The sequence below is a fragment of the Pseudomonas sp. SWRI99 genome, from assembly GCF_014270125.1.
In the GTDB taxonomy this organism is placed as follows: domain Bacteria; phylum Pseudomonadota; class Gammaproteobacteria; order Pseudomonadales; family Pseudomonadaceae; genus Aquipseudomonas; species Aquipseudomonas hamedanensis.
The window spans coordinates 128094-153070 of record NZ_JABWQR010000004.1; the positions used below are offsets into that span (position 1 = coordinate 128094).

The 24977-nt window shown below is 57.8% G+C and carries 17 protein-coding genes; 9 read left to right on the plus strand and 8 right to left on the minus strand.

Features of this window, described 5'->3' with window-relative positions; translation table 11 throughout:
- Positions 1 to 4 precede the first annotated feature (4 nt).
- The 3 genes from HU743_RS04775 (at position 5) to HU743_RS04785 (ending at position 4582) form a co-directional block, all read left to right on the plus strand.
- Positions 5 to 3103 carry an efflux RND transporter permease subunit gene (locus HU743_RS04775; RefSeq protein WP_186647247.1) on the plus strand — a complete coding sequence of 1033 codons (3099 nt, stop codon included), beginning with the start codon at positions 5 to 7 and terminating at the stop codon, positions 3101 to 3103.
- 141 nt (positions 3104 to 3244) lie between these two features.
- On the plus strand, positions 3245 to 3886 hold the full coding sequence (locus HU743_RS04780) for a DUF1345 domain-containing protein (RefSeq protein ID WP_186647249.1): 642 nt from the start codon (positions 3245 to 3247) through the stop codon (positions 3884 to 3886).
- A gap of 207 nt (positions 3887 to 4093) precedes the next feature.
- A complete protein-coding gene (locus HU743_RS04785) occupies positions 4094 to 4582 on the plus strand; it encodes a hypothetical protein (RefSeq protein WP_186647251.1) in 489 nt (162 codons plus the stop codon).
- Between the two features lie 42 nt (positions 4583 to 4624).
- On the opposite strand, the gene HU743_RS04790 is transcribed toward HU743_RS04785, so the two are convergent.
- The 3 genes from HU743_RS04790 to HU743_RS04800 form a co-directional block, all read right to left on the minus strand.
- Positions 4625 to 6874, minus strand: a complete 2250-nt coding sequence (locus HU743_RS04790; RefSeq protein WP_186647253.1) for an autotransporter outer membrane beta-barrel domain-containing protein — start codon at positions 6872 to 6874, stop codon at positions 4625 to 4627.
- Between the two features lie 299 nt (positions 6875 to 7173).
- Positions 7174 to 9123, minus strand: coding sequence for a hypothetical protein (locus HU743_RS04795; RefSeq protein ID WP_186647255.1), 1950 nt, complete (start codon positions 9121 to 9123; stop codon positions 7174 to 7176).
- Between the two features lie 75 nt (positions 9124 to 9198).
- Entirely contained in the window at positions 9199 to 10002 is an 804-nt protein-coding gene (locus HU743_RS04800; protein WP_186647256.1) for a hypothetical protein, read from the minus strand.
- Between the two features lie 212 nt (positions 10003 to 10214).
- Between HU743_RS04800 and HU743_RS04805 the strand changes: the two genes are divergently transcribed.
- The 5 genes from HU743_RS04805 to HU743_RS04825 all read left to right on the plus strand — a co-directional run bounded on the left by HU743_RS04805 (position 10215) and on the right by HU743_RS04825 (position 15533).
- The gene (locus HU743_RS04805) at positions 10215 to 11243 is read left to right on the plus strand and encodes a LacI family DNA-binding transcriptional regulator (RefSeq protein WP_186647258.1); all 1029 of its coding nucleotides are present in this window, start codon (positions 10215 to 10217) and stop codon (positions 11241 to 11243) included.
- A gap of 151 nt (positions 11244 to 11394) precedes the next feature.
- Positions 11395 to 12177 carry a TIM barrel protein gene (locus HU743_RS04810; protein ID WP_186647260.1) on the plus strand — a complete coding sequence of 261 codons (783 nt, stop codon included), beginning with the start codon at positions 11395 to 11397 and terminating at the stop codon, positions 12175 to 12177.
- The gene (locus HU743_RS04815) at positions 12170 to 13189 is read left to right on the plus strand and encodes a sugar kinase (RefSeq protein WP_186647262.1); all 1020 of its coding nucleotides are present in this window, start codon (positions 12170 to 12172) and stop codon (positions 13187 to 13189) included. The genes HU743_RS04810 and HU743_RS04815 overlap by 8 nt, the downstream gene beginning before the upstream one ends.
- 56 nt (positions 13190 to 13245) lie before the next feature.
- A complete protein-coding gene (locus HU743_RS04820) occupies positions 13246 to 14544 on the plus strand; it encodes an MFS transporter (RefSeq protein ID WP_186647264.1) in 1299 nt (432 codons plus the stop codon).
- Between the two features lie 11 nt (positions 14545 to 14555).
- Positions 14556 to 15533, plus strand: coding sequence for a D-glycerate dehydrogenase (locus HU743_RS04825; protein ID WP_186647266.1), 978 nt, complete (start codon positions 14556 to 14558; stop codon positions 15531 to 15533).
- A gap of 197 nt (positions 15534 to 15730) precedes the next feature.
- Here the strand turns inward: HU743_RS04825 and HU743_RS04830 are convergent, their stop codons facing one another.
- The 4 genes from HU743_RS04830 to HU743_RS04845 form a co-directional block, all read right to left on the minus strand.
- Complete coding sequence (locus HU743_RS04830; protein WP_186647268.1) at positions 15731 to 16918, minus strand: aminotransferase class I/II-fold pyridoxal phosphate-dependent enzyme; 1188 nt, start codon at positions 16916 to 16918, stop codon at positions 15731 to 15733.
- A 41-nt stretch (positions 16919 to 16959) separates the two neighbouring features.
- Positions 16960 to 18585 carry a methyl-accepting chemotaxis protein gene (locus tag HU743_RS04835; RefSeq protein WP_186647270.1) on the minus strand — a complete coding sequence of 542 codons (1626 nt, stop codon included), beginning with the start codon at positions 18583 to 18585 and terminating at the stop codon, positions 16960 to 16962.
- Between the two features lie 177 nt (positions 18586 to 18762).
- Positions 18763 to 19902 (minus strand): glycerate kinase, encoded by a 1140-nt coding sequence (locus HU743_RS04840; RefSeq protein WP_186647272.1) that lies wholly within the window; start codon positions 19900 to 19902, stop codon positions 18763 to 18765.
- 217 nt (positions 19903 to 20119) lie between these two features.
- Positions 20120 to 21238: a sugar diacid recognition domain-containing protein gene (locus HU743_RS04845; protein ID WP_186647273.1), complete on the minus strand. Its 1119-nt coding sequence runs from the start codon at positions 21236 to 21238 to the stop codon at positions 20120 to 20122.
- Between the two features lie 170 nt (positions 21239 to 21408).
- Here HU743_RS04845 and HU743_RS04850 point away from each other — a divergent pair, with 170 nt between their 5' ends.
- Positions 21409 to 22719: an MFS transporter gene (locus tag HU743_RS04850; protein WP_186647275.1), complete on the plus strand. Its 1311-nt coding sequence runs from the start codon at positions 21409 to 21411 to the stop codon at positions 22717 to 22719.
- Between the two features lie 187 nt (positions 22720 to 22906).
- Here HU743_RS04850 and HU743_RS04855 read toward each other — a convergent pair whose 3' ends face one another.
- Positions 22907 to 24853 (minus strand): Ig-like domain-containing protein, encoded by a 1947-nt coding sequence (locus tag HU743_RS04855; protein ID WP_186647277.1) that lies wholly within the window; start codon positions 24851 to 24853, stop codon positions 22907 to 22909.
- Positions 24854 to 24977: the final 124 nt, after the last annotated feature.

The window sequence follows — 24977 nt, forward strand, 5'->3', positions numbered from 1 at the left end:
TTTTATGCCGCAGTTCTTTATCGACCGCCCGGTGTTCGCCTGGGTTGTCGCATTGTTCATCCTGCTGGCCGGTGCGCTGGCCATCCCGCAGTTGCCGGTGGCGCAGTACCCCGATGTCGCGCCGCCGCAAATTGAAATTTATGCCGTGTACCCGGGCGCTTCGGCGCAGACCGTCGATGAAAGCGTGGTCAGCCTGATCGAAGAAGAACTCAACGGCGCCGATCACCTGTTGTACTTCGAATCGCAGAGCAGCCTTGGCAGCGCGACGATCAAAGCGACATTCCAGCCCGGCACCAACCCGGAACTGGCGCAGGTGGATGTGCAAAATCGCCTAAAAGTGGTTGAGTCACGCCTGCCGCAAGCGGTCAATCAGCAAGGCTTGCAGGTCGAGAAAGTCTCGTCCGGCTTCCTGTTGCTGATCACCCTGACCTCCAGCGACGGCAAGCTCGATGACGTCGCGCTCAGTGATTATCTGGCGCGTAACGTGATGAACGAAATCAAGCGTCTCGACGGCGTCGGCAAGGCGCAGTTGTATGGCGCCGAACGGGCCATGCGCATCTGGATCGATCCGCAGAAACTGATTGCCTTCAACCTGACCCCGGCTGACGTCAACGAAGCCATCGTTGCGCAGAACGCTCAGGTCTCGGCGGGCAGCATCGGCGATCTGCCGTCGCCCTCGTCGCAGGAAATCACCGCGACCATTCTGGTCAAGGGCCAGTTGTCGACGCCGCAAGAGTTCGCCGACATCGTGCTCAAGGCCAATCGCGACGGCTCTACCGTGCGCATCGGCGATGTCGCGCGAGTCGAGATTGGCAGTCAGGAATACCAATTCGGCACCCGTTTGAATGGCAAGCCGTCCACGGCCGTCGGCGTGCAACTGTCGCCGGGCGCCAATGCGCTGAACACCGCAACGCTGGTGCGGGCAAAAATGGATGAGCTGGCGCGTTATTTCCCGGCAGGCGTGGAATACAAGATCCCCTACGACACCTCACCGTTCGTCAAGGTCTCGATCACCAAAGTGGTTTACACCCTCGGCGAAGCGATGCTGCTGGTGTTCGCGGTGATGTTCCTGTTCCTGCAGAACGTGCGCTATACGCTGATCCCAACGCTGGTGGTGCCGGTGGCGCTGATGGGCACGTTCGCGACCATGCTGGCGCTAGGGTTCTCGATCAACGTGTTGACCATGTTCGGCATGGTGCTGGCCATCGGCATTCTGGTGGACGACGCGATTGTGGTGGTCGAGAACGTCGAACGCATCATGGCTACCGAAGGCCTTTCGCCCAAGGAAGCGACGCGCAAAGCGATGACACAGATTACCGGCGCGATTATCGGCATCACCCTGGTGCTGGTCGCGGTGTTTATTCCGATGGCGTTCATGCAAGGTTCGGTCGGGGTGATTTATCAGCAGTTTTCACTGTCGATGGCGACCTCGATTCTGTTCTCGGCATTCCTCGCCCTGACCTTGACGCCAGCGTTGTGCGCGACATTGCTCAAGCCTGTCGCCAAGGGCGAGCATCACGAGAAGACCGGGTTCTTTGGCTGGTTCAACCGGCGTTTCGAGCACTTGACCGATCGCTATCAGGGCTGGGTCGGGTATGCACTGAAACGCACCGGTCGCTACCTGTTGATCTACGTTGTGCTGCTGGTGGGTCTGGGGCTGTGTTTTGCGCGTCTGCCCTCCTCGTTTCTGCCGACGGAAGACCAGGGTTACACCATCACCGATATTCAATTGCCGCCCGGCGCAACCAAGAACCGCACGGTGCAAGTGGCCGAACAGCTTGAAGCCCACAACGCCGGCGAACCGGGCATCAGCGACAGTGTGGTGATTCTCGGTTTCAGCTTCTCCGGCAGCGGGCAGAACGCGGCGCTGGCGTTTTCTACGCTGAAGGATTGGTCGGAACGTGGCAGCGACGATGCCGCCAGTTCGATTGCCGATCGCGCCAACGTCGCGCTGAGCCAGATCAAGGACGCCATGGCCTTCTCGGTGTTGCCGCCGCCCGTGGACGGTCTCGGTACCTCGAGTGGTTTCGAGTTTCGCTTACAGGATCGCGGCGGCCTCGGCCACGCGACCTTGATGCAGGCGCGCACGGAACTGCTCGCCGCCGCGGAAAAGAGTCCGGTGTTAATGAATGTCCGTGAAAGTGCGCTGGCCGAAGCACCGCAAGTGCAATTGATCGTCGATCGCAAGCAGGCCAACGCCTTGGGCGTATCGTTCGCCGACATTGGTAACGTGCTGTCCACTGCTGTGGGTTCCAGCTACATCAACGACTTTCCCAATCAGGGCCGCATGCAGCGCGTGGTGGTGCAGGCTGAGGGCGACCAGCGCAGTCAGGTCGATGACTTGCTGAAAATGCACGTGCGCAACAACGCCGGGAACATGGTGCCGCTGTCGGCATTTGTCCAGGCCAACTGGATTCAAGGCCCGGCGCAGTTGACCCGATACAACGGCTACCCGGCGATTGCGATCTCCGGCGAACCGTCTGCGGGGCACAGCACTGGTGAGGCCATGGCGGAAATCGAACGTCTGGTTGCGCAGGGGCCGACAGGTCTGGGCCAGGAATGGACCGGTTTGTCGTTGCAGGAACGCTTGTCCGGCAACCAGGCGCCGATACTGCTCGGTTTGTCGTTGCTGGTGGCGTTCCTGTGTCTGGCGGCGCTTTATGAGAGCTGGTCGATTCCGACCTCGGTGTTGCTCGTTGTCCCGCTTGGTGTGCTCGGCGCCGTACTGGCGGTGACCATGCGCGGGATGCCCAACGACGTATTCTTCAAGGTCGGCCTGATTACCATCATCGGGTTGTCGGCGAAGAACGCCATCCTGATCATCGAGTTCGCCAAGAGTCTGTACGACGAAGGCCACGATCTGATCGACGCAACGTTGCAGGCAGCGCGTTTGCGTCTGCGGCCGATCGTGATGACGTCGCTGGCGTTCATTCTTGGCGTAGTGCCGTTGGCGATTGCTACCGGTGCCAGTTCGGCCAGCCAACAGGCCATCGGCACCGGCGTGATCGGCGGGATGATTACAGCAACGCTGGCGGTGATCTTCGTGCCGGTATTCTTTGTCGTTGTAATGAAGCTCGTACAAAGATTCACCAAACCCCGCTGACCCAAATGTAGGAGCTGCCGAAGGCTGCGATCTTTTGACTTTGCTTTCAGAAGTTCAAAAAGATCGCAGCCTTCGGCAGCTCCTACAAAAGCCTGATTGCGTACGCTATGGTGCACTGACAGTTCACCGACGTGAGTCCCCATGCGCTTCCTCGCCCGCACCCACCCTCGCCTTTCAGCCGCCGCCGTGCTCGGACTCGCCACCGGCCTGTTGGTCCCCGCCGATTCGATCGTCAGCAAAATCCTCATCGGCTGGAACGTCGGTGTGTGGACTTACCTGATCCTGATGTTCTGGCTGACCGTGCGCGCCAAGGCCCCTGACGTCCGCCGCATCGCCGAGATCGAAGACGAGAACGCGGGGCTGGTGCTGCTAATGGTGTGCATCGCCGCGCTGGCCAGCCTGGCTGCAATCACCTTCGAAATGGCCGGCAGCAAAGACCTGGAAACCACGCGCAAACTGTTGCACTACGGTTTTACCGCCCTGACGGTGGTCGGCTCATGGCTGCTGATCGGGGTAATCTTCTGCGTGCACTACGCGAGGTTGTTTTACACCTGGAACGGCAAGGAGCCCGCACTGCGTTTCGCCGATGGACTGACCGCCCCCAATTATTGGGACTTCCTGTACTTTTCGTTCACCATTGGTGTGGCTGTGCAAACATCGGATGTCGGCGTGGCGACTCGGGACATACGGAAAATTGTACTGGTGCAATCGTTGATCGGTTTCGTATTCAATACCGCGATTCTGGGATTCTCGATAAATCTTGCGGCAGGATTGTTTGGCTGATGTTGCCCCCCGGATGCGTCAATTCAGGGCTGAAACACTCCTCACTCACGCCTCATGTCAAATCCGGAAAAGAAAACCCATACTTTTCAGCCATTGTAAACTGTCAAGTATTACAGTTTACAACCCCCCCCATTAGCGCTCTCATAGCTCATCCCGGAAGTTTCCCTTTATAGCGGGATATCTCGTCACAACATGGAGACCGCAAAAATGCTATCTAACATTCGCCAGCGCAGAAACGCAATTGGCTCAGGTATGTGCAAAGGAACAATCAATACCGTTGAGCAGTTCAATGCAGGACTGGTTGAGCTATACGAGGATACTTTCGATCCGCCTCATGGTGAAGCCTACGTTATGTTTGCTCGACAGCGTAATATGGACTCCACGACCAAAGAGATCGTACTGTCGTTCTCTAAAAGCCTGCCAAATGACAGTTACGTATTGACACCAACCTCCCACCAGGTTCGCGTAACATTCCTTGATACTAGCGATCCAGCGAGATTTGTGACGTACACGCAGCGTTCAGGCACTGCCATAATTACCTATGACCGCGATTCAGCCATTCTTTCCGGAAACTTGAACAACGTTGTCGTCGAGAACAACGACGACGACGAGTTGAAGCTATTGACGCTTGAGGTTGCACTCGCAGCAGCGGGAGATATAGTAAAATTACGCAGATACCTTTCTATTGCCGCGTAGTTCGGAAAAAAAAAGGAAGCTTGAGCTTCCTTTTTCTCTGTATCACCATGCGTAACGTATACCGAAATTTGCAGCCAAAGGCTGTTCAATGTATCGCCCGTTGCTGTACTCGACATCAACATGCACGCTGAGATCTTTCGCTATTGCGGCGGCCACACCAGCGCCCAATTCCCCACGGGAACCTGAAAGGTCATTGTTGAATACGTTATTGTTCACCCGCACTTCGTTATTCTTTGCAAATTCATGAGCCCACGCAACGCGAATATAAGGCTGTATCGTCCGTCCTTGATCGAATTCGATATTCCGGCCGACAGTGACGCCAACTTTACCTATAAATGAGTGGGTACGGTCCCCTTCTGCTTCCAAGTCATTACTAAGAGAGTAATTTTTTCCCTCAATTACCACCGCTGACCACTGAGTGTAGGGTTCCACGAAATTTCCATTAACGAGGCTAATGTGTTTGCCGATTTCCACCGAGCCACCGATGCCGGAATTGTCGTAATCACCCTTGGCGCGCTTCCCGTCACTCAACCCAACCTTTGTATTATTGTTGAAACGGTTGGCTTTCAAAACGCCATCGAAGTAATAGCCCGTTTGCTTATTTAGCCCGGTTACATAACCTCCCAAGTAGTAACTGTCGACACTCCCGGACGTGCCCGCATCGAGGTCCAGGTCTGATTGACTTTGGCCTGCCATGACTCCGATCAACCATTGGCCGTCACCCAATGGCAGCGGCGCATCCGCCCCTAGAGTGAAGCCACTCTGACGTTGCTTATAGCCAACACCAGAGCCATCAGCAATATTGTACTTGTTCGTGTAAGTACGCCCCCACGCGCCCGCTTGACGTCCATTGAAGCGCAACTCCCCCATACGGGAGCGCAACGAAGTCAATTCGCCCAACCATACCGTCGACGCCGTGTTAAAGAGCGCCAGCACGGAACGAGTTCCAGGACTGATCGTACGGGTGCTGGGATCCAGTATCCAGTCGTTGCCGCTTTTCACCAGGCCGTAGGAATACGTTCCAAGATCAACGTCGCGATTCATAAGAAAAACGGCTTCACCACCCGCTGTTTGCACCACACGGACAGGTTGCCCGCTAGCAGGGTCATTACCGCTGCTCTCGATGAACAGTTCATGCGTACCTTGGGCGATTCCGGTGATATTCAGTACATCCGTCTCACCCGTGGTGAAATTGGTGCCCATTTCAAAGCGGCCGTTGCCAGAGAGCGACGCCACGTTGAGTTGATAAAAGGCGTCGGAGGTACCGAAGACCACGGAGCCACCGCTATTCAGGTTCAGTTGATCAATGCTGCTGTTACTCGTCAGCACCCACCGGGAACTGTCATTGATCGTGGCACTCGTCACATTTTGCAATTGGCCTGTCAGCGTCGCGTTGTTTTGCAGAGTCAGTCTCGTGGTGCTGCCCTGCTCCGTGACGATGTTACCCTTCAGTGTACTGTCGTTGACCACCAGAGAGGCATCAGCCCCACCTCGGACATCCAATAAAGTGCCATTGCCAGAGAGCAAGCGAGAGTTGGTCAGGGTGATGGCCGTTGGCGAAACTTCGGCGTTGGCCTGGTTGACCAGAATCGCTGAGCCGGTTATGCCTTGCACGGTAGTGTTTTCAAGGTTCAGCATCGCGGGTTGCACCCGATTCGGATCGGAGTTGATGACCACGCCCTCGCGACCTCCCGTGATCGTGCTGTTTTGGGCATTTGCCTGGCCGCTACTCAGCCGCAGTCCGTAACTGGTGGCCCCGGTGCCAATAAGGTCGGAGTCACTGAGGTTCAGGACGCTGAAAGCACTGACCAGAGCACCACCGGTCACACCGGTGATCAGCGAGCCATTGGCAACTGAGACGCTCGACCCTTCCTGTCCTCGGGAATCACGTACTATTTGGAGTCCTACTCGATTACCGGTAATCGTACTGCTGTCAATCGTCGCTTGCGTGCTACTCAATAAGACCGCTGCCAGGCCGCTCGCAGAAGAAACTGTCGAACCACGCAGAGTGACCGTTGACCCTTGGCGAGCCGATATCTGCTGTATCGTGCTACCGGGATTCACGATCAACGTAGAGTTTTCAGAGTTGATGGCCAGCGTTTGTGCGCCATTCACGGTCAGCGTTGCATTCTGAGCGAGATCCCATCGTTCTGGCACGCCGCCATTTACCGTTTCCTCCCGCCCAACGACCGGCGCTGCGCTGACGGAGGCGCTGAGCACCGCCAACAATGAAGGGCTGACCATCATGAAATGCCCCAAACGGCCCAAAACCGAAAACGACTTACCCCGCATAATGAATACCTGCCTTGTGTTTAATGGAATGGCGGTAGTAGCCATCCTTCGAGGGGCGCTAGGCTATAGAGAGAACTTATGAATTTCTGTAGGACTTATCCTAAGATGGAAGGAGAAACTTCTTTCAGACCGAAAGATTCAACATCCAAGATTACTGAATAGGGGCGCTGACAAAATTATTTGCTCACGCCCCCCTGTGATTAATCAACGATTATGGGATATTGAACTCCTCACAAAACCGACCTTGGCTATCGTCCAGATCTAATTCGTTTTCAGCAGGCAATGAGTCCGGGGTTGGATTATTGCCAGCCCCCCCCGCGGGAAATGGAATAAGTCACACGCGCCTTTTGTAGATGAGCCGGTTTGAAATCCTCGGCGTAAGTACCAATTCCGATAATCGCGCCGTCAGTAGGGAATGTCCCGCTAATAGGGAATGTAGCCTCTGCATCGGTACCAGGGATCGGCGTGGTAGGATCCGCCAGTTCATATGCCTGGTACTTTAGAGTAATAGTTTCTCCATCAACCGTGTACGTATTCGGCAATACACGCACAAGCATATTTCGCCTCTCCGTACCATCATTTGGAACGGTCGCCGTCGGGAAGTTCAAAGTGGAACACCCAATCCTTCTTCTCGACCCGGCAAGACCCAATATTACTGGTGCTGCCATTTCAATCGGAAAAGGTTCCACAACGATATCTTTTGTTTTGGACGCAGTCGGATTTACAGCGCCCGGGGTATAAAGCGTGTAGCGCAGAACCTTGGTCCCGCTACCTTGCGCGCCAACAATAGACCAAGGCAGCGGATGGTCCAGTGGGTCGCCTTCCTGCCCTGATGTCAGTGGAATCGATTCGCCTATTTTTATGTCGTCATAGAACACATCAATCAACCAGCCTTCTTCGGTCGGTGGCGTTGTGAAAAGGACAATATGCGCGTTGATACCGGCATCGCCATAATCACCTTCCTTGATTTCGTCGTCGCTGCCCGCAGTTGTTGTCAACGTTGGAGGATCGAGGCCAATAGTAATTGGATCCGGACCGATATACGAAATGTCGACATCAATTTCCACATCCTCCTCAGCGAGCAATCTGGTACCACGAAACATCTTGAAACTCACAACGGTTTTGACGATACCATCGGTATTCCCGTAAACCTGCTTGACTAGATCGTAAGGGGCGTAGAACGTCAGTTCAGTGTTGGCCCCCACTCGCTGTTCAGCGCCTGCGGCTTGGCCTCCCCAATAACCGGCAATAGTGTCAGCTTGAGCATTGGGGTTTGGAACCTTGACCTTGAACTCCACACCCTTTGTATCAAACCGAGTATCTGCAAGATCGATCAAGTTGTCGCCGTCTGTTCCGTTGGCCAACGTTACTGTGGGAGGCAGTACCGTGGCGGGATCAGGATCCTTGGCGTGCTGAACAGTGCGCTGACTGAAATTCGAACGTCTTCCTAAATTTCCGGCCAAATCCTGGGCTGTATAAATAAGCTGATTCGGCCCATCCGGGGCATCGACGAATGCCTTTGTTGGAATTTCAGCATCCCGAGTGGCCGACAGCACCCCTTCGAACACAGGGGTATCGCGAACCGGATCGGGCGCAGGACCGAAATAAAACCGGTAAACATCAGTTTCCTCGTAATTTGCAGGGATTGCCGGATTGACAACAATTCCAGTCTTGCCTTCGAGGTATGCCTCATCGATAGGGGTAGCCGGGGGCAAATCGGCTGGCCACGTTGCAGCACCAGGAGTCCGATCGGTAGGCGGGTTTTTTATTTGATAGGGTCGCGTCAGATCAATTGCAAAAGTACTGATATCGGACTCGGTATCGTTAATACCGCCTGCCCAGTAGATATACCGAAATTCCCATTCCGTAGGCTTTTCGGGAGTAAGTTCCTCTCCGAACAGGTTGCGTCGGATTTTGTAGGGTATCGTCCAGTCTCGACCACTAACAGGCCCAGGTAAAATGTACGGAGCGTCGTCACCTGAATCAACAATATCAATCCACGCTGTGGTGCCTTTCACACGAATCTGCGGTAAAAATGAATCTAAATCGTCTTCAAGTGCTGGTTTCGGAACCACATAATCCAGATCACCAGCAAGAGCAGCAATTGGAATGCGCAAATCGGAGGGCAGTGTTTGCGCAGGAAAAGTAGCAGCACTTATTAGTGGTGTATCGTCAGCATTTTCGACGATGGATTTTCTCCTCAGCGCTGCCAGTCTGGAAAGATTGGCTTTTTCAACTATAGCGTTCATTCTTTTCTCCCTGCTTTTTCAGTTAGGTATGTCTTCTCTTCAAACACTTGTAGCCAAGCATCTTCGATTAGCGATTTACGGTCTCAAAGGAAGTTCATCGCCAGGAATTACTTGATCGATCTTTACCCAGCCAAGCCTGGAAACACCGACAAGTTTGCGCCCCCGAAAAATGCGGTACACAGCAGACGCCGAAGCCTTCACGAACATAGGCTTGATATGGACGTCGTAAGGTTGGATACACAAGCAATAGCCTTGCTTGATATCGGTATCATCCAAGGCGGAGCGTATGTCTTTTTTACGTGCTCTGACATATTCCACCCCGCTTCCATTCAAACTTGAATAGCCTCTCCACAGTAACTCGACTCGATCTCCGACTCTGAATCCGGCCAAAGGCGGGACCGATATTTCTACGCCCTCTGACAGAGGCGGTTTAGTGTTGCAATGGAGATAGCCGTAAAAGTCTTTACCAGGGAAGTCTGGCGCCTCCAGGTCGGTTGGAATAGGAGTATGGTCGATTGTCAGTTTGCGTTGTTCCGAGTTTGAGGGGTGGTCCGCAGTATCGAGCACCTGATACCACAATTGCCCCACGCCATCGACCTGCAAAAACTGAGCATCGATATGAATAACAAACTCCGGCTGGATGTCCGCTGCTGTGTAATCATTAATTATTTCAACAAGCGGTTGACCCGGCTGCTCGAAAAAGACAGTCAATCGATCTCTATCGTCGGGCGATGTTGCATAACTGGGCCAAAGTGGAACCACCACATCAATTCCCGCCAATAATAAATCCAGCGGTATGTAACCGTCCGGATCAACATCCGCATCCTCCACTCCGATGACTCTCGGCGGTTTGAAGTCCAGCGGCCCTGAGTTAGACATACACCAAGTCCCTACCCTGCTTTCATTTTAATGAGTACTCATAAGATTAAACGCCATGTCAGGCATGCCGCCTACTGTCAGATCTGACAGGTAAAACGACCGCCTGTCGGAATTGTTCTTTGTTTTCTGATCAAGACGCTTGACGACGTTCCGCTAAATCGGCTTCCCTGAAACCGGTTTCAGCAGTACCTGAATAACAACAAGGTTTTTCGATGAACGACTTCTCCGCCGCCCAACGCAGCCGCGTCACCATGCTCGACGTCGCCGAACGGGCAGGCGTGTCCAAGGCCAGCGTCTCGCGCTTCATTGGCGAAGACCGCGCCCTGCTCTCCGATGCCATTGCCCTGCGCATCGAACAGGCCATCAGCGAACTTGGCTACCGCCCCAACCAAATGGCGCGAGGCCTGAAACGAGGCCGTACGCGTCTGATCGGCATGTTGGTCGCCGATATCCGTAACCCTTATTCGATCGCAGTGATGCACGGCGTGGAAACCGCCTGCCGTGCGCACGGTTACAGCCTGGTGGTGTGCAACACCGACCGCGATGATGAGCAGGAGCGCCAGCATCTGGCGCTGTTGCGCTCGTACAACATCGAGGGGCTGATCGTGAACACGCTTGGCCATCACCGTGACGAGTTACACGCGTTGCGCCGCGAGATGCCGATGGTGCTGGTGGACCGCAAGGTCGATGGGCTCGACAGCGACATGGTCGGGCTGAACAACCCGCAAGCGATTGAAATGGCACTCACACACCTTGAGCAGCGCGGATATCGCGATCTGTTGCTGGTCACCGAACCGTTCGACGGCACCAGTTCGCGGATTGAGCGGGTCAGCAGTTTTCAGGCGCAGGTTGCGCAACGCTCGGGGTTAACCGGTGAAGTTATTGAAACCGGTGATAATCTTGAAAGCCAACTTCAGACGTTTATGAACCGAACCGATGCAGGGCCGAAAGCGCTGTTTTGCGCCAATGGCGTGGCGGCGCTGGAGGCGACTCGTGTGTTGTGCGCGCTCGGTGTGCGCCTGTTTGAGGATGTCGGACTGATCGCGCTGGATGATCTGGACTGGTATCCCTTGGTGGGCAGCGGGATTACTGCTCTTGCGCAACCGACCCAGGAAATTGGCGCGCGGGCGTTTGAGTGTCTGCTTAGGCGTTTGCGCGGCGATGATGAGATGGCGCGGGTGGTGGATTTTGCGCCGGTGCTGATTGAGCGGGGGTCGACCCTTGGGGTCCGTGGCGCTTGAAATGACGCCATCGCGAGCAGGCTCACTCCTACAATTTGAAATGCCTTCCAATGTAGGAGTGAGCCTGCTCGCGATGAGGCCCAAAAGAACAACACAAAACATCTGATATTTTTTTGAACAAAAATGAAACCGGTTTCAGAGGTCAATAACAATGAATAAACCCGCCGTTTCCATCAGTCTGTCCAGCTACGGCGCCGAGCTTGTGCGCCAGCGTGGGCAAGATTCTTTCATCGATATCCTGGCCGCGGCCGGCGCCAATCGCATCGAGTGGCGCGAAGAGCTGCTGACCCGTGAAGACCCGGCGCAATTGGCTGCGGCCACCCAGGCGCAGGGTTTGCAAAGCATCTATTCCTCGCCCACCGAGCTGTGGCTCGCCGGTCAGGCGCAGCCGAATCCCGAATTGATCACGGCGCTGCAACAAGCCCAGGCGTTCGGCTCGAAATGGCTGAAGGTGTCGCTCGGTTATTTCACTGACAACTCTGATTTGCACGCACTGGCCGAGCGGCTCAAACACAGCCCTGTGCAGTTGCTGGTGGAGAACGACCAGACCCTGCAGGGCGGGCGCATCGAGCCGTTTCAGCGTTTCTTCGACGCCGTCGAGCAGCACAATCTGCCGATCAAAATGACCTTTGATATTGGCAACTGGCACTGGCAGGATCAGTCCGCCGCCAGCGCCGCCCGCGCGCTCGGCCGTCACGTGGGTTATGTGCATTGCAAAGCCGTGGCCCGTCGCGCCGACGGCAAACTGGTCGCCGTACCGCCGGCCATCAGCGACCTGCATCTGTGGGAACAACTGCTAAGGCACATGGACCAAGGCGTTATGCGCGCCGCCGAATATCCACTGCAGGGCGATGACCTGGTGCAACTGACCCGCGAACACGTCGCCGCCCTCGCCCGCCTCGGTCAATCGTGCCTGGAGCCTGCCCATGTCTGAGATCGATATTCTCTCGTTCGGTGAAACCATGGCGATGCTGGTCGCCGAGCAGACCGGCGATCTGGCCGCGGTCGAGCATTTTCACAAGCGCATCGCCGGGGCCGACAGCAATGTCGCGATCGGGCTGTCGCGCCTGGGTTTCAACGTGGCGTGGCTGAGCCGGGTCGGCAACGATTCGCTCGGACGCTTTGTGGTCGAGACGTTGGTCAACGAAGGACTCGATTGCAGTCACGTCGAGGTCGATAAACAGCATCCGACCGGTTTCCAGTTCAAATCGCGCAACGACGATGGCAGCGACCCGCAGGTTGAGTATTTCCGTCGCGGTTCGGCAGCCAGTCATCTGTCGCCGCAATCGATTACGCCATCGCTGCTCAGTGCCCCCCATCTGCATGCCACGGGGATTCCGCCCGCGCTGTCGGCGTCGGCACGGGAAATGTCCTTTGAGTTGATGACCCGCATGCGTAATGCCGGGCGCAGCGTGTCATTCGACCCCAATCTGCGCCCGAGCCTGTGGGCCAGCGAGGGCGAGATGATCCGCGAGATCAACCGTCTCGCCGCGCTCGCCCATTGGGTGCTGCCGGGATTGAGTGAAGGCCGTTTGCTCACCGGTTTCGACGACCCGGCGGACATTGCCGCGTTTTATCTGGACCAGGGTGCCGAGGCGGTGGCGATCAAGCTCGGGCCGGAGGGCGCCTATTACCGCACGCATCTGGATCAGGGCTTTGTCGCGGGTGTGCCGGTGACCAACGTCGTCGATACGGTGGGCGCCGGTGACGGCTTCGCGGTGGGGATGATCAGCGCCCTGCTGGAACACCAGAGCTTTGCCGAGGCGGTGCAGCGAGCGAACTGGATTGGCAGTCGCGCGGTGCAGAGTCGTGGGGATATGGAGGGGTTGCCGACCCGTCTGGAGTTATCCGTTGATTTTGAGGCCGCCTTCGCGAGCAGGCTCGCTCCTACATTTGAAATGCACTCCCCTGCGGGAGTGAGCCTGCTCGCGAAGAGGCCCGCATAGCCACCGTAAATCATTGAACCTGCTGCGACAAAAACAACAAGCTCAGGAGTCACACCATGAAAACCGCAACCCTTGCCACCCGCCGCTGGTGGTACATCATGCCCATTGTGTTCATCACCTACAGCCTGGCGTATCTGGATCGTGCCAATTACGGTTTTGCCGCCGCGTCGGGCATGGCTGAAGACTTGATGATCACTCCGGGCCTGTCCTCGCTGCTCGGGGCGCTGTTCTTTCTCGGTTACTTTTTCTTCCAGGTACCAGGGGCGATCTACGCGCAAAAGCACAGCGTGAAGAAGCTGATTTTCGTCAGCCTGATTCTCTGGGGCGGTCTCGCCACGTTGACCGGCGTGGTGTCCAACGCCTATTGGCTGATCGTCATCCGCTTCATGCTCGGCGTGGTCGAAGCGGCGGTGATGCCGGCCATGCTGGTCTACCTGTGTCATTGGTTTACCCGCGCCGAACGCTCGCGGGCCAACACTTTTCTGATCCTCGGCAACCCGGTGACCATGCTGTGGATGTCCGTGGTTTCGGGGTATCTGGTGCAGCATTTCAGCTGGCGCTGGATGTTCATCATCGAAGGCTTGCCGGCGGTGTTCTGGGCGTTTATCTGGTGGCGTCTGGCCGATGATCGTCCAGCCCAGGCCAAGTGGCTCAATGAGCGGGAAAAACAAGACCTGGAAAGCGCCCTTGCCGCTGAGCAGGTCGGGATCAAAGCGGTGAAGAATTACGCCGAGGCGTTCCGTTCGCCGAAGGTGATCATTCTGGCCCTGCAGTTTTTCTGCTGGAGCATCGGCGTTTACGGTTTCGTCCTGTGGCTGCCGTCGATCCTTAAAGCCGGCGCGCAAATGGACATGATCGAGGCCGGCTGGCTGTCGGCGCTGCCGTATCTGGCGGCGGTGATCGGCATGCTCGCGGTGTCGTGGGGTTCGGACAAATTGCAGAAGCGTAAACGCTTCGTCTGGCCGCCGCTGTTGATTGCCTCGATCGCGTTTTACGGTTCTTACGCGCTCGGTGCCGAGCATTTCTGGTGGTCATACACGCTACTGGTGATCGCCGGCGCCTGCATGTACGCGCCGTACGGGCCGTTCTTTGCCATCGTCCCGGAAATCCTGCCGGCCAACGTCGCCGGCGGCGCGATGGCGCTGATCAACAGCATGGGCGCGCTCGGCTCTTTCGGCGGTTCGTATCTGGTCGGCTACCTGAACAGCTCCACCGGTTCGCCTGGCGCGTCGTATCTGTTGATGAGCGGCGCGTTACTGCTGTCGGTGGTGCTGACCATTTTCCTAAAGCCCGGCGCCAGTGATCGCGTCGTCGCCAACGCCGTCGCCACGCCGCGCGTGCCGGTGCACTCCTGAAGGGATTTGCCATGAAAAAACACATCGTGCTGTACAAGAAACTCTCACCAGCGCTGATGGCGCGGCTGCAAGAGCAGTTTGACGTGACGCTGATCGAAAGCCTCGACGCCGACGGCCTCATGCAACTGCGCGATGCCCTGCCCCGCGCCCACGGTTTGCTCGGCGCCAGCCTGAAACTCGATGCGGCGCTGCTGGATCTGGCGCCGCAACTGGAGGCGATTGCCAGCGTCTCGGTAGGTGTCGACAACTACGACATCGATTACCTGAGCCGACGCAACGTCCTGCTCACCAATACTCCTGATGTGCTCACCGAAACCACCGCCGACACCGGTTTCGCGCTGATCCTCGCCGCTGCCCGGCGTGTGGTCGAACTGGCCAATATGGTGCGTGGCGGGCAATGGAGTCGCAACATCGGCCCGGCGCACTTTGGCACCGACGTACACGGCAAGACGCTGGGCATCATCGGCATGGGCCGTATCGGCGAGGCCCTGGCTCAGCGCGGGCATTTCGGCTTCGGCATGCCGGTGATCTACCACAGCCAGTCGCGCAAACCGGCGGTCGAGGAGCGTTTCGACGCGCAATATCGCAGCCTTGAGGATTTGCTCAAGCAGGCCGATTTCATTTGCCTGACCTTGCCATTGACGGCGCAGACTGAACGACTGATCGGCGCCGAGCAGTTTGCACTGATGCGCCCAGAGAGCATTTTCATCAACATCTCCCGGGGCAAGGTAGTCGATGAGACGGCGATGATCGAGGCGTTGCGCAATAAGCGCATTCGCGCGGCGGGGCTGGATGTGTTTGAGCGCGAGCCGTTGAACCATGACTCGCCGTTGTTGCAGTTGAGTAATGTAGTGGCGACGCCGCACATGGGTTCGGCAACGCATGAGACGCGTGAGGCGATGGCGCGGTGTGCGGTGGAGAATCTGTTGGCGGCGTTGGGTGGGCAGCGGCCGGCGAATCTGGTGAATCCCACCGCTTGGCAGGGCTGAGACTTTCGGCGTCTGCTAAACCGCCTTCGCGAGCAGGCTCGCTCCCACAGGGGAATGCATTTCAACTGTGGGAGCAAGCCCGCTCCCACATTGGAATGCGGTCACCTGTGGGAACAAGCCTGCTCCCACATTGGAATGCGGTCACCTGTGGGAGCGAGCCTGCTCGCGAAGAGGCCAATGCAGGCAACACAAAACCATCAGGCACTACGCGCTTGCAACAGCTGCACCGCGCACAACGCAATCCTCGCGCAGGCATCGGCCAGTTGCACCCGATCCACCACCAGCCCGATCCGAATGTGCCCCGCCGCGCTCGGCCCGAATGCCTCGCCGGCGAGCACCGACACGCCATAGCCCTCCAGCAACTGCTCGGCAAACGCCTGCGCGCCGAGGCCGGTCTGACGCACATCGACCATGACGAACATGCCGCCATCCGGACGAATCGGCCGCAGCCCCGGGCAATCGCGCAAACGCTCGCAGACGAGATCCCGGCGCAAGCGGTACTCCTCACGCATCTGCGCCACCTCGGGCAAGTCACTCTCCAAGGCAACCTGCGCAGCCTTTTGCACAAAATCGGGCAGACCGAACAGCATGCTCAGCGAAAGGTTCACCAAATGCTCAGCCAACGGTTTCGGCCCGATCATCCAGCCGATGCGCCAACCGGTCATCGCATGGGATTTCGACAGGCTGTTGATCGTCGCCGTGCGTTCGGCCATGCCCGGCAGGCTCGCCGGGCTGATGTGTTGGCCTTCATATAAAAGCTCGCTGTAGACCTCGTCGCTGATCAGCCATAAATCGTGACGAATGCACAGTGCCGCCAGCGCCTGCCAGATCGGCAGTGACAGACTTGCGCCACTGGGGTTGTTCGGACTGTTGAGCAGTATGGCGCGGGTCTTTGATGTGATTCGCGCAGCAACATCTACAGGGTCGACGCGAAAAGCGTTTTCCGGCCGCACCGGCACCGCAATCACCGTGGCCCCGCAAGCGCCAAACACGCCCTCGTAAGTGACGTACATCGGTTCGGCAACGATCACTTCGTCGCCCGGATCGAGCAGACACTGCGCCACCGAATACACCGCGCATTGCGCCCCGGGCAGGACAATCACCTGGTCAGGATCAACGCGCTGACCGCTGCGCTGGCAATGGCGCTCGGCAATCAGCCTGCGCAGCTCGAGCCGGCCACGAATGTCGGCATAATGCGTATCGCCGGCCAACAAGCTGTCGATGGCGCCATGCACAATCGGCAACGGCGTGTCGAAATCCGGATCGCCCACGCTGAGCAACAAAACGTCGACACCTTCGGCGCGCAGTTCCAGCGCTCGGTCGTGAATCTGCCAGGCCGCGGCACCCTCCCCGGCGATTCGTTGGGTCAAGGCTGAATAGCGCATGTACTTCTCCTGATTGCGCGGTTTCCAGCCTTCACCGTATCTCAAATCACGAAACGCGCCACCATGGCGTTCAAATCCACCGCCAGTCGCGACAGCTCGTGGGTCGCGGCGCTGGTCTGGTTGGCGCCGGCGGCGGATTGCGTGGCGAGGTCGCGGATGTTGACCAGGTTGCGATCGACTTCGCGGGAGACTTGCGCCTGCTCTTCCGAAGCACTGGCGATGACCAGATTGCGCTCGTTGATCAAGTGAATCGATTGGGTGATCTGCTCCAGCGCCACACCGGCAGCGCGGGCCATTTCCAGAGTGGACTGGGTGCGCTGGTTGCTTTGCTGCATCGACGAAACCGCTTCGCCGGTGCCGTTCTGAATGCCAGCGACCATTTTCTCGATTTCCTGGGTCGATTGCGCGGTGCGATGGGCCAGGGCCCGCACTTCGTCGGCGACCACGGCGAAACCACGCCCGGCATCACCCGCGCGGGCAGCTTCGATGGCGGCGTTGAGCGCCAGCAGGTTGGTCTGTTCGGCGATGGCGCGAATCACGTCCAGTACCTTGCCGATGTCACGACCTTGCGCGGCGAGGCCTTCGATCATTTGCGCGGTGTTTTGCACGTCGTGGGTCATGGTCTGGATCGCGTCGACGGTTTTTACCACTTGGTCGCGGCCTTCGCGGGCGGCTTGAGTCGACTGGTTCGACGCTTCGGAAGTGGACACGGCATTGCGTGCGACTTCCTCGACGGCAGCGGTCATCTCGTTGACGGCGGTGGCGGCTTGTTCGATTTCATTGTTCTGTTGCTGCAGGCCGCGCGAGGCTTCTTCGGTGACAGCGCTGAGCTCTTCGGCGGCGGCGCCCAGTTGTGTAGCGGAACCGGCAATCTGTTCGATGGTTTTACGCAAATTGGTTTGCATCGCGGCCAAGGCTTCCAGCAGACGCGCCGGTTCGTCCTTGCCGTCGATCTCGATGGCTTTGCTCAGGTCGCCACCGGCAATGGTTTGCGCGGCCTGCACGGCGCGGTTAAGCGGTGTAACGATGCTGCGGGTCAGTAACCAGGCGAGCAACACCGTGGCCAGCGCCGCTATCACGGCAACGATGATGATCCCGGTGATGGCGCTGTCATAGTTTTCACCGGCGTGTGTCGCCGCCGCTCTGGCCCCGGCCGTGTTCATGCCGATCAGCTTGTTGAGCTGCTCGCCCATCTGGTCGGTGCCTTCCTTGATGCGCGTGTTGATCAACGCACGCAGCGCTTCGAGATCGCCCTGGCGCGACAGCTCAAGCATCTGGTTCTGCGCTTGCAGGTAGTTGTCGAGAGTGGTCGAAAATGTCTGGAAGACCGCGCGTTCTTCAGGGCCTGCCGGCAACGCAGCGTAGCTGGCCTGCGCTTTGCGCACCTTGTCGACCAGCACAGCGATGCGGGTCTGCGCCTCTTGCAGGCTGGCCGGTTCGCGATTGACCAGCACTCGGAACGAGAGAATGCGCATGCGCAGGACGTTTTCCGTGACCACGCTGAGGTGGGTCACGCTTGGCAACTGGTTGGTGTCCATGTCGATCGACGCCTGACGAATGACCGTCATGCGACTGACGGCGAACACGCCGAGGACAATCACCAGCAAGGCGATAAAGGCAAAACCGAGGAACGCACGGGGCGCGATATTCAGATTACGCAGGGACATGGTCGGACTCTCGAAAGAAAGAAACTACGAGCGTCCATGCCATGATCACTGGCCCCTGGGCGGGCGGCAGTCCGGCGTCACTGTTATGCGAATTTTGTGTGCGCCTGATCGTTGTATCGGCCAGGCTTGAGGAAGGTTTCGGGTTCGTCGCAAATATTTTCGTAGAAGGCTCGCGGATCAGCGCTTAGCGGCGAGTTGCCAGACCCGGGCGATGTCGGTGGCGCGTTCACGCAGCAGACGCGGGGCTTCGGCGCAGGCTTGTTGCAGCGTCATTGGTCCGCTGGTCACGGCGAACGCCGCGTCGATGCCGTGTTGGTAGAGCTCCTGATAGCCCTCACCCAAGGTGCCGGCGATGACAATCACCGGCACGGCGTATTGTTTGGCGACACGCGCGACACCGAACGGCGTCTTGCCGCGCAAGGTCTGCGCATCGAAGCGGCCTTCGCCGGTAATCACCAGATCCGCGCCTTTGACCGCCTCAGCGAGTCCAACCAGTTCCGCCACCACCTCGACACCGGCCTGAAACTGCGCGCCGAGAAACGCCTTGGCGGCAAAACCCAAACCACCCGCCGCGCCGCTGCCCGGCTCATCGCGCACATCTTTGCCCAGCGCCTGAGCGCACAGTTCGGCAAAATGTCCCAGTGCCTGATCGAGTTGCTGAACCTGCGCGAGCGAAGCGCCTTTTTGCGGACCGAAAATCGCCGAGGCGCCGTGTGGGCCGCACAGTGGATTATTCACGTCGGCGGCGATGTCGAAGCGCACGCTGGACAAGCGCGGGTCAAGCTCACTCAAGTCCAGCCGCGCCAGTTGCGCCAGGGCCAGGCCACCGGGCACCAACGACTGATTCTGCGCATCCAGCAGCTTCGCGCCCAACGCTTGCATCGCCCCGGCACCACCATCGTTGGTGGCGCTGCCGCCAATGGCGAGGATCACCCGCTGCGCGCCAGCGTCCAGCGCCGCGCGGATCAACTCACCGGTGCCAAATGTACTGCTGATACACGCATCACGCTGGCCCGGCGGCACCAACTGCAACCCGCTGGCTTCGGCCATTTCGATGATTGCGGTGTGATTGTCCGGCAACCAGCCCCAGCCGGCGTTGACCGGCGCCCCCAACGGGCCACGCACGCGGGTGCGGCGCAATTGGCCTTCGCACGCAGCCAGAATCGACTCGACCGTGCCTTCGCCGCCGTCGGCCATCGGGCATTTGACCAGCGTGGCGTGTGGCCAGACCTGCGCCAAACCCAGGGCAATGGCCTCGGCAACGCCTTGGGCACTCAGGCTGTCCTTGAACGAATCGGGGGCGATGACGATCTTCATGCGAATTCTCCGGTTGCATTGGCCTTCATGCTGCCAGTCGGCATGGGCGTTGACGCCTGTCGAATGCACAACCGCGGGAGATGATTGTTGTTCATTTTCACAAAAGCCTTGCGGTGGATGTTCCGGCCCTATCGCGAGCAGGCTCACTCCTACAGGGGGTACGCATTCCACATGTAGGAGTGAGCCTGCTCGCGATGGCGTCTTTGAAGACGCCCAATTAATCCGGATCTGTCTGCGGCAACAACTGCACCCCCAGATACAGCGCCAACATCCCGTCCAGCTTCAAAGGATCGACACCACTCAGCTCAGCAATCCGTTCCATGCGATAGCGCAGGCTGTTGCGATGGATGCCCAGCGCCTCGGCACAGGCCTGACTCTGCCCGTCGTGCTCGCACCAGCTACGCAAGGTCGCCAGCAGTTGCCCGTTGCTGTCCTTGGCGATCACCTTGCGCAGTGGTTTGAGCAATTCGTCCAGTGCATCATCGTTACGATGGCGCCACAACATGACCGGCAACCGATAACGGTTCAGCGTCAACAAACGCGAGTGCGGCAGCACATCACGACCATAAGCCAGCAAGTCGCCGACCCGTCGATAACAGCGGCGCAACCCGGCCAGGCCATCAGCCTGCCCGCCGACGGCAATGCGCAGAATCTTCCAGCCGAGGCCGTCGAGTTTTTCCAGCAGACGGTCATGCTCGACGTGCTGACTCGCCGGCCGACACCACAGCAGCGATGACTTGGCCGAACTCACGCACCAGCTGTCCGGGTAACGCGACATCAGCCAGGCACTCAGCGCCTCGACGGTTTGCCCCGGCCCGTGTTCCAGGCCCAGCTCAAACAGATACGGCACCCGCGTCAATTGTGGCTTGAGCCCGAGCTGTTGTGCCTCATCGACCAGACGCGGCGAATCGCCCGCCTCACTCAACAGCAACGCCAAAAGATCATCGCAACGCTGCCGCCGCCATTGCTGCTCGGCCTGCTGATTGCGCTGGCCAACGAGCATTTCGGCGGTCATGCGTACGAGTTCGGCATACGTGCGCAATTGCTCCGGTTCGCCGGTGATGCCAAGCACCCCGATCAAGCGCTGGTCGAGCAACAACGGCAGGTTGATGCCCGGCTGCACACCTTTAAGGTGCACCGCCGTCTGCGCGTCGATCTCCACCACCCGCCCGTTCGCCAGCACCAGTTGCGCGCCTTCGTGGCGGGTGTTGATGCGCTCCGGTTCGCCGCTGCCGAGGATCAAGCCTTGGCTGTCCATGACGTTGACGTTGTACGGCAAAATGGCCATCGCCCGGTCGACGATGTCCTGAGCGAGGTCGTGATCGAGTTCGAACATGGTGGGCAGATCCTTGAAAAATACGGCACGCGGTTGTTCACCGGCACAGGGCTTGGCGGCAATCGCTGTGCGCTGGCACAAAGACAATCCGGCCAGAGGTGGCCGAGACTCTCAGGGCGATCAACGTTACCCTTTGCATCGCAAAAAATCATAATAAAGAGAGAGCCGCCATGTCGCAGAGCGCCGCTGCTACCCAGACCATCGACGACGGTAAAAACGCCGTCTACAAACGCATCACCCTGCGTTTGATCCCCTTCATCTTCATCTGCTACCTGTTCAACTACCTCGACCGGGTCAACGTCGGATTTGCCAAACTGCAGATGCTCGACGCGCTGAAATTCAGCGAAACCGTGTACGGCCTCGGGGCTGGTATTTTCTTCATTGGCTACGTGCTGTGCGGCGTGCCGAGTAACCTGGCCCTGACGAAGTTTGGTCCACGGCGCTGGATTGCGCTGATGATGATCACCTGGGGCACGCTGTCGACCTGCCTGTTGTTCGTCACCACGCCCACCGAGTTCTACACCCTGCGCCTGTTTACCGGTGCGGCCGAAGCCGGGTTCTTCCCCGGTGTCGTGCTGTACCTGTCGCAGTGGTTCCCGACCTTCCGCCGTGGGCGGATCATGGCGCTGTTCATGTCGGCGATCCCGGTCTCGGGCTTGCTCGGCAGCCCGTTCTCCGGCTGGATTCTCAATCACTTCGCCGCCGGGCAAGGCGGTCTGGCCGGCTGGCAGTGGATGTTTCTCCTGCAAGGCATTCCGACGGTAATCCTCGGCGCCCTCGCCTATTTCCTGCTCAGCGACAGCTTCGCCAATGCCAAATGGCTGACCGCGCACGAACGCTCGGTACTCGAAGCCGACCATGCCGAAGACCTCGCCAACAAACCGAAAACCGCGACCGACTCGCTGCTCGCGGTGTTCAAGAACCCGGCGATCTGGGCGTTTGGCCTGATCTATTTCTGCATTCAGAGCGGCGTGTACGCGATCAACTTCTGGCTGCCGTCGATCATCAAGAACCTGGGTTTCAGCGATAACCTGGTGATCGGCTGGTTGAGTGCGATTCCGTATCTGCTGGCTGCGGTGTTCATGCTGGTGGTCGGGCGTTCGGCAGACTTGCGCAAAGAGCGCCGCTGGCATTTGGTGGTGCCAATGTTGATGGGCGCGATCGGTTTGGTCATCGCGGTGAATTTCGCCGCTAACCCGGCGATTGCGATTCTAGGTTTGACCATTGCCACCATGGGCGCGCTGACGGGTCTGCCGATGTTCTGGCCAGTGCCGACCGCCATGTTGAGCGCCGGCGCTGCGGCCGGTGGCCTGGCGTTGATCAACTCGATGGGGCAGATGGCCGGTTTCCTCAGCCCGTACCTGGTGGGTTGGGTCAAGGACAGTACAGGGTCGACCGATGCGGCGTTGTATCTGCTGGCGGCGGTGATTGTCGGCGGGAGTTTGCTGGCGTTGCGGATGACGCGAACGTTGCGAGGTTGAGCTATTGAAGCACAGGAGAACGGCCCTTTTCAGGGCCGTTTGTTATTGAATACCGGTCTAGTCTTTGTGGTCCTTCGTAGAGGTTTTACCCCGTCTCGTCAAAGCCGAGCGTCCGTTGACGCGTTCCACGCAAAGCGTGGAGCGATAAAAACTGTTTTCCCGTGATATTTTGACCTTCCGGCACAGCTTATAGGGCGGTAAGACACCACGCGTTGAGATATTGCGCCCCCTCTATCCCATAGAGAGTAAGGTCTGGCCTCATATATGTATAATAGCGGCCACTGGCATGACACGTATTTATCGTCTCCGGGAAAACAGCAAAGTAAACCCGACGCACATCTCGTATAAACGCATAGTTATAAACAGGCTGGCCTCCCAAGGCATTCATCCAGGCGATAGCGTCATACGCATACAACTTCTCTGTGCTGATATGTAGCCTATAAACATTTGTGACAGCCACCAAATAATTGAGAGTCGTACCCTCCTGATCCGTGACATAAATAGTCGCCACTCCCTGTTTCAGCCCCGTCACTTTGCCCGCTGAAGAAACCGAAGCAGTCAATGGATCCGATGACGCATAGTCATACGGCGGCAGCCCACCCGTCGGCACACGGATAGCAGTATTGCTAACCGAATCCTCTCCGGTTGTCGGCCACTGTGGCACCTTGACCGAGAAGCCGTCCAATTTCATTTGCGTGCGGACGATACTGAAAACCAAGCGTTCGATTCGCCAAGGATCAGATTCAATTTGATCACCGGTTTTTTCCTTGATGGTAAAGCTGTGCTGCCCAACCGAAATCGGTATCAACTTGCTCTGCCACTTATAGTTTGAACCGGCACGCACTTCTTCAACAAACACTGTGCCATTAAAAATCTGCAGTACCACTCCCGCCAACGCCGAACCTGACAAGCCAACCTTGTTATCAGAAACCGTACCGCCATTCTTAAGTTCAACCCCAAACGAGTTCTTCAATGAAGTGATTACCGGTTTCACGATCACCCGTGCCCGCGCTACTTTCGACGTTGCAAAAACACTTCCACCACGCACTTGCTCGTACGTCACGGCAACCGCGCTGTCAGCAATCACCTTGGCATTGGGAATCATCAACTTGTGCACGAACGGAAGTCTGCCGACAGGCTCTTCGACAATATGTTCCACCACGGCTCCGGTCCCAGGCGTCGCGCGGTATGTCACCCGGACGGTATCGTTGATTGCCCACCGCGACTCCAGTACATGCACCTGGACGGTCAGGTCTTTGCTGCCCAGTTTGTTCAGGTCGATGGTGTCGGGAGCGTCATAGGGGTCATCCGGATCTTCGGCGATATCGGGTGCCGCCATCCGCGTGCCCTTTAGATCAACAACCACCCGAATGGGTGCTGACCACGGCGAATTCAAATCCGCGCCGTTGCCGATCTGGTCAGTCACCGTGAAGGAAAAGGAAAACTGCGGATGATCGCCCGCCGCATCGAAGACGGCTTTATCAAGTAGCAGACCGAGCCGGGTTGGCACGCTGGTCGGCGCAGCGGGAGCCTCATCGGGATGAACCTCTCGCAAAACATCATGACCGTTACAGTTGAGCAAAATTCTGTCATAGGCCCGGCAATACGGGTAGGAGACGTAGACTTGCACCTTTTGCGCTGCCCGATCGGCATCGATGCCATCGTCAATCACATCTTGAGGCAACACGAGCTCAAGTTCGGAATGTCCTTCATCGCCCCCGATCTTGTCCTCCATGCCGGGCCGAATGGCGTTGTACACGATCGTTAATGGTTGCGAAGTCCCTTCGTTATTGCTGCCTCGAATGACTGTGTACGTCAGTTCATTGAGGTAGCCAGGATCCGACCTCAGTGCGTTTTTAGGGATATAGAGCACCACCGAATCATCTGTGGATTGGGTCTGGGTGCTGGCGATGTTGTCTATGCCGTTCAAATTGAGCTGGATAGTGTCCAGCGGAGCTTGGCCCAAATAGGCATCCACGATGACGGTAGCGCCGTTTGGCGTCAGGTCATAAAACGCTATTGCAATACCACAATCCGCGCCGGCCACCGACTTGTTGCTATCAGGAAGGTGTGGTGGATAGAGCGCAAGCACGGATTCGTCTGACAGCTCGTGGTCGAAAGGTTGCGAGGTCATTAAACACTCCTGAGACGACGAGTGGTGTTGGGCCGGTTTGGCTCTCGCCGTCGGTCATGATCAGGCCCGAGCAGGCGTGTTTCTGCCTACTGTCAGATCTGACAGTCACGACGAACGGTTAATG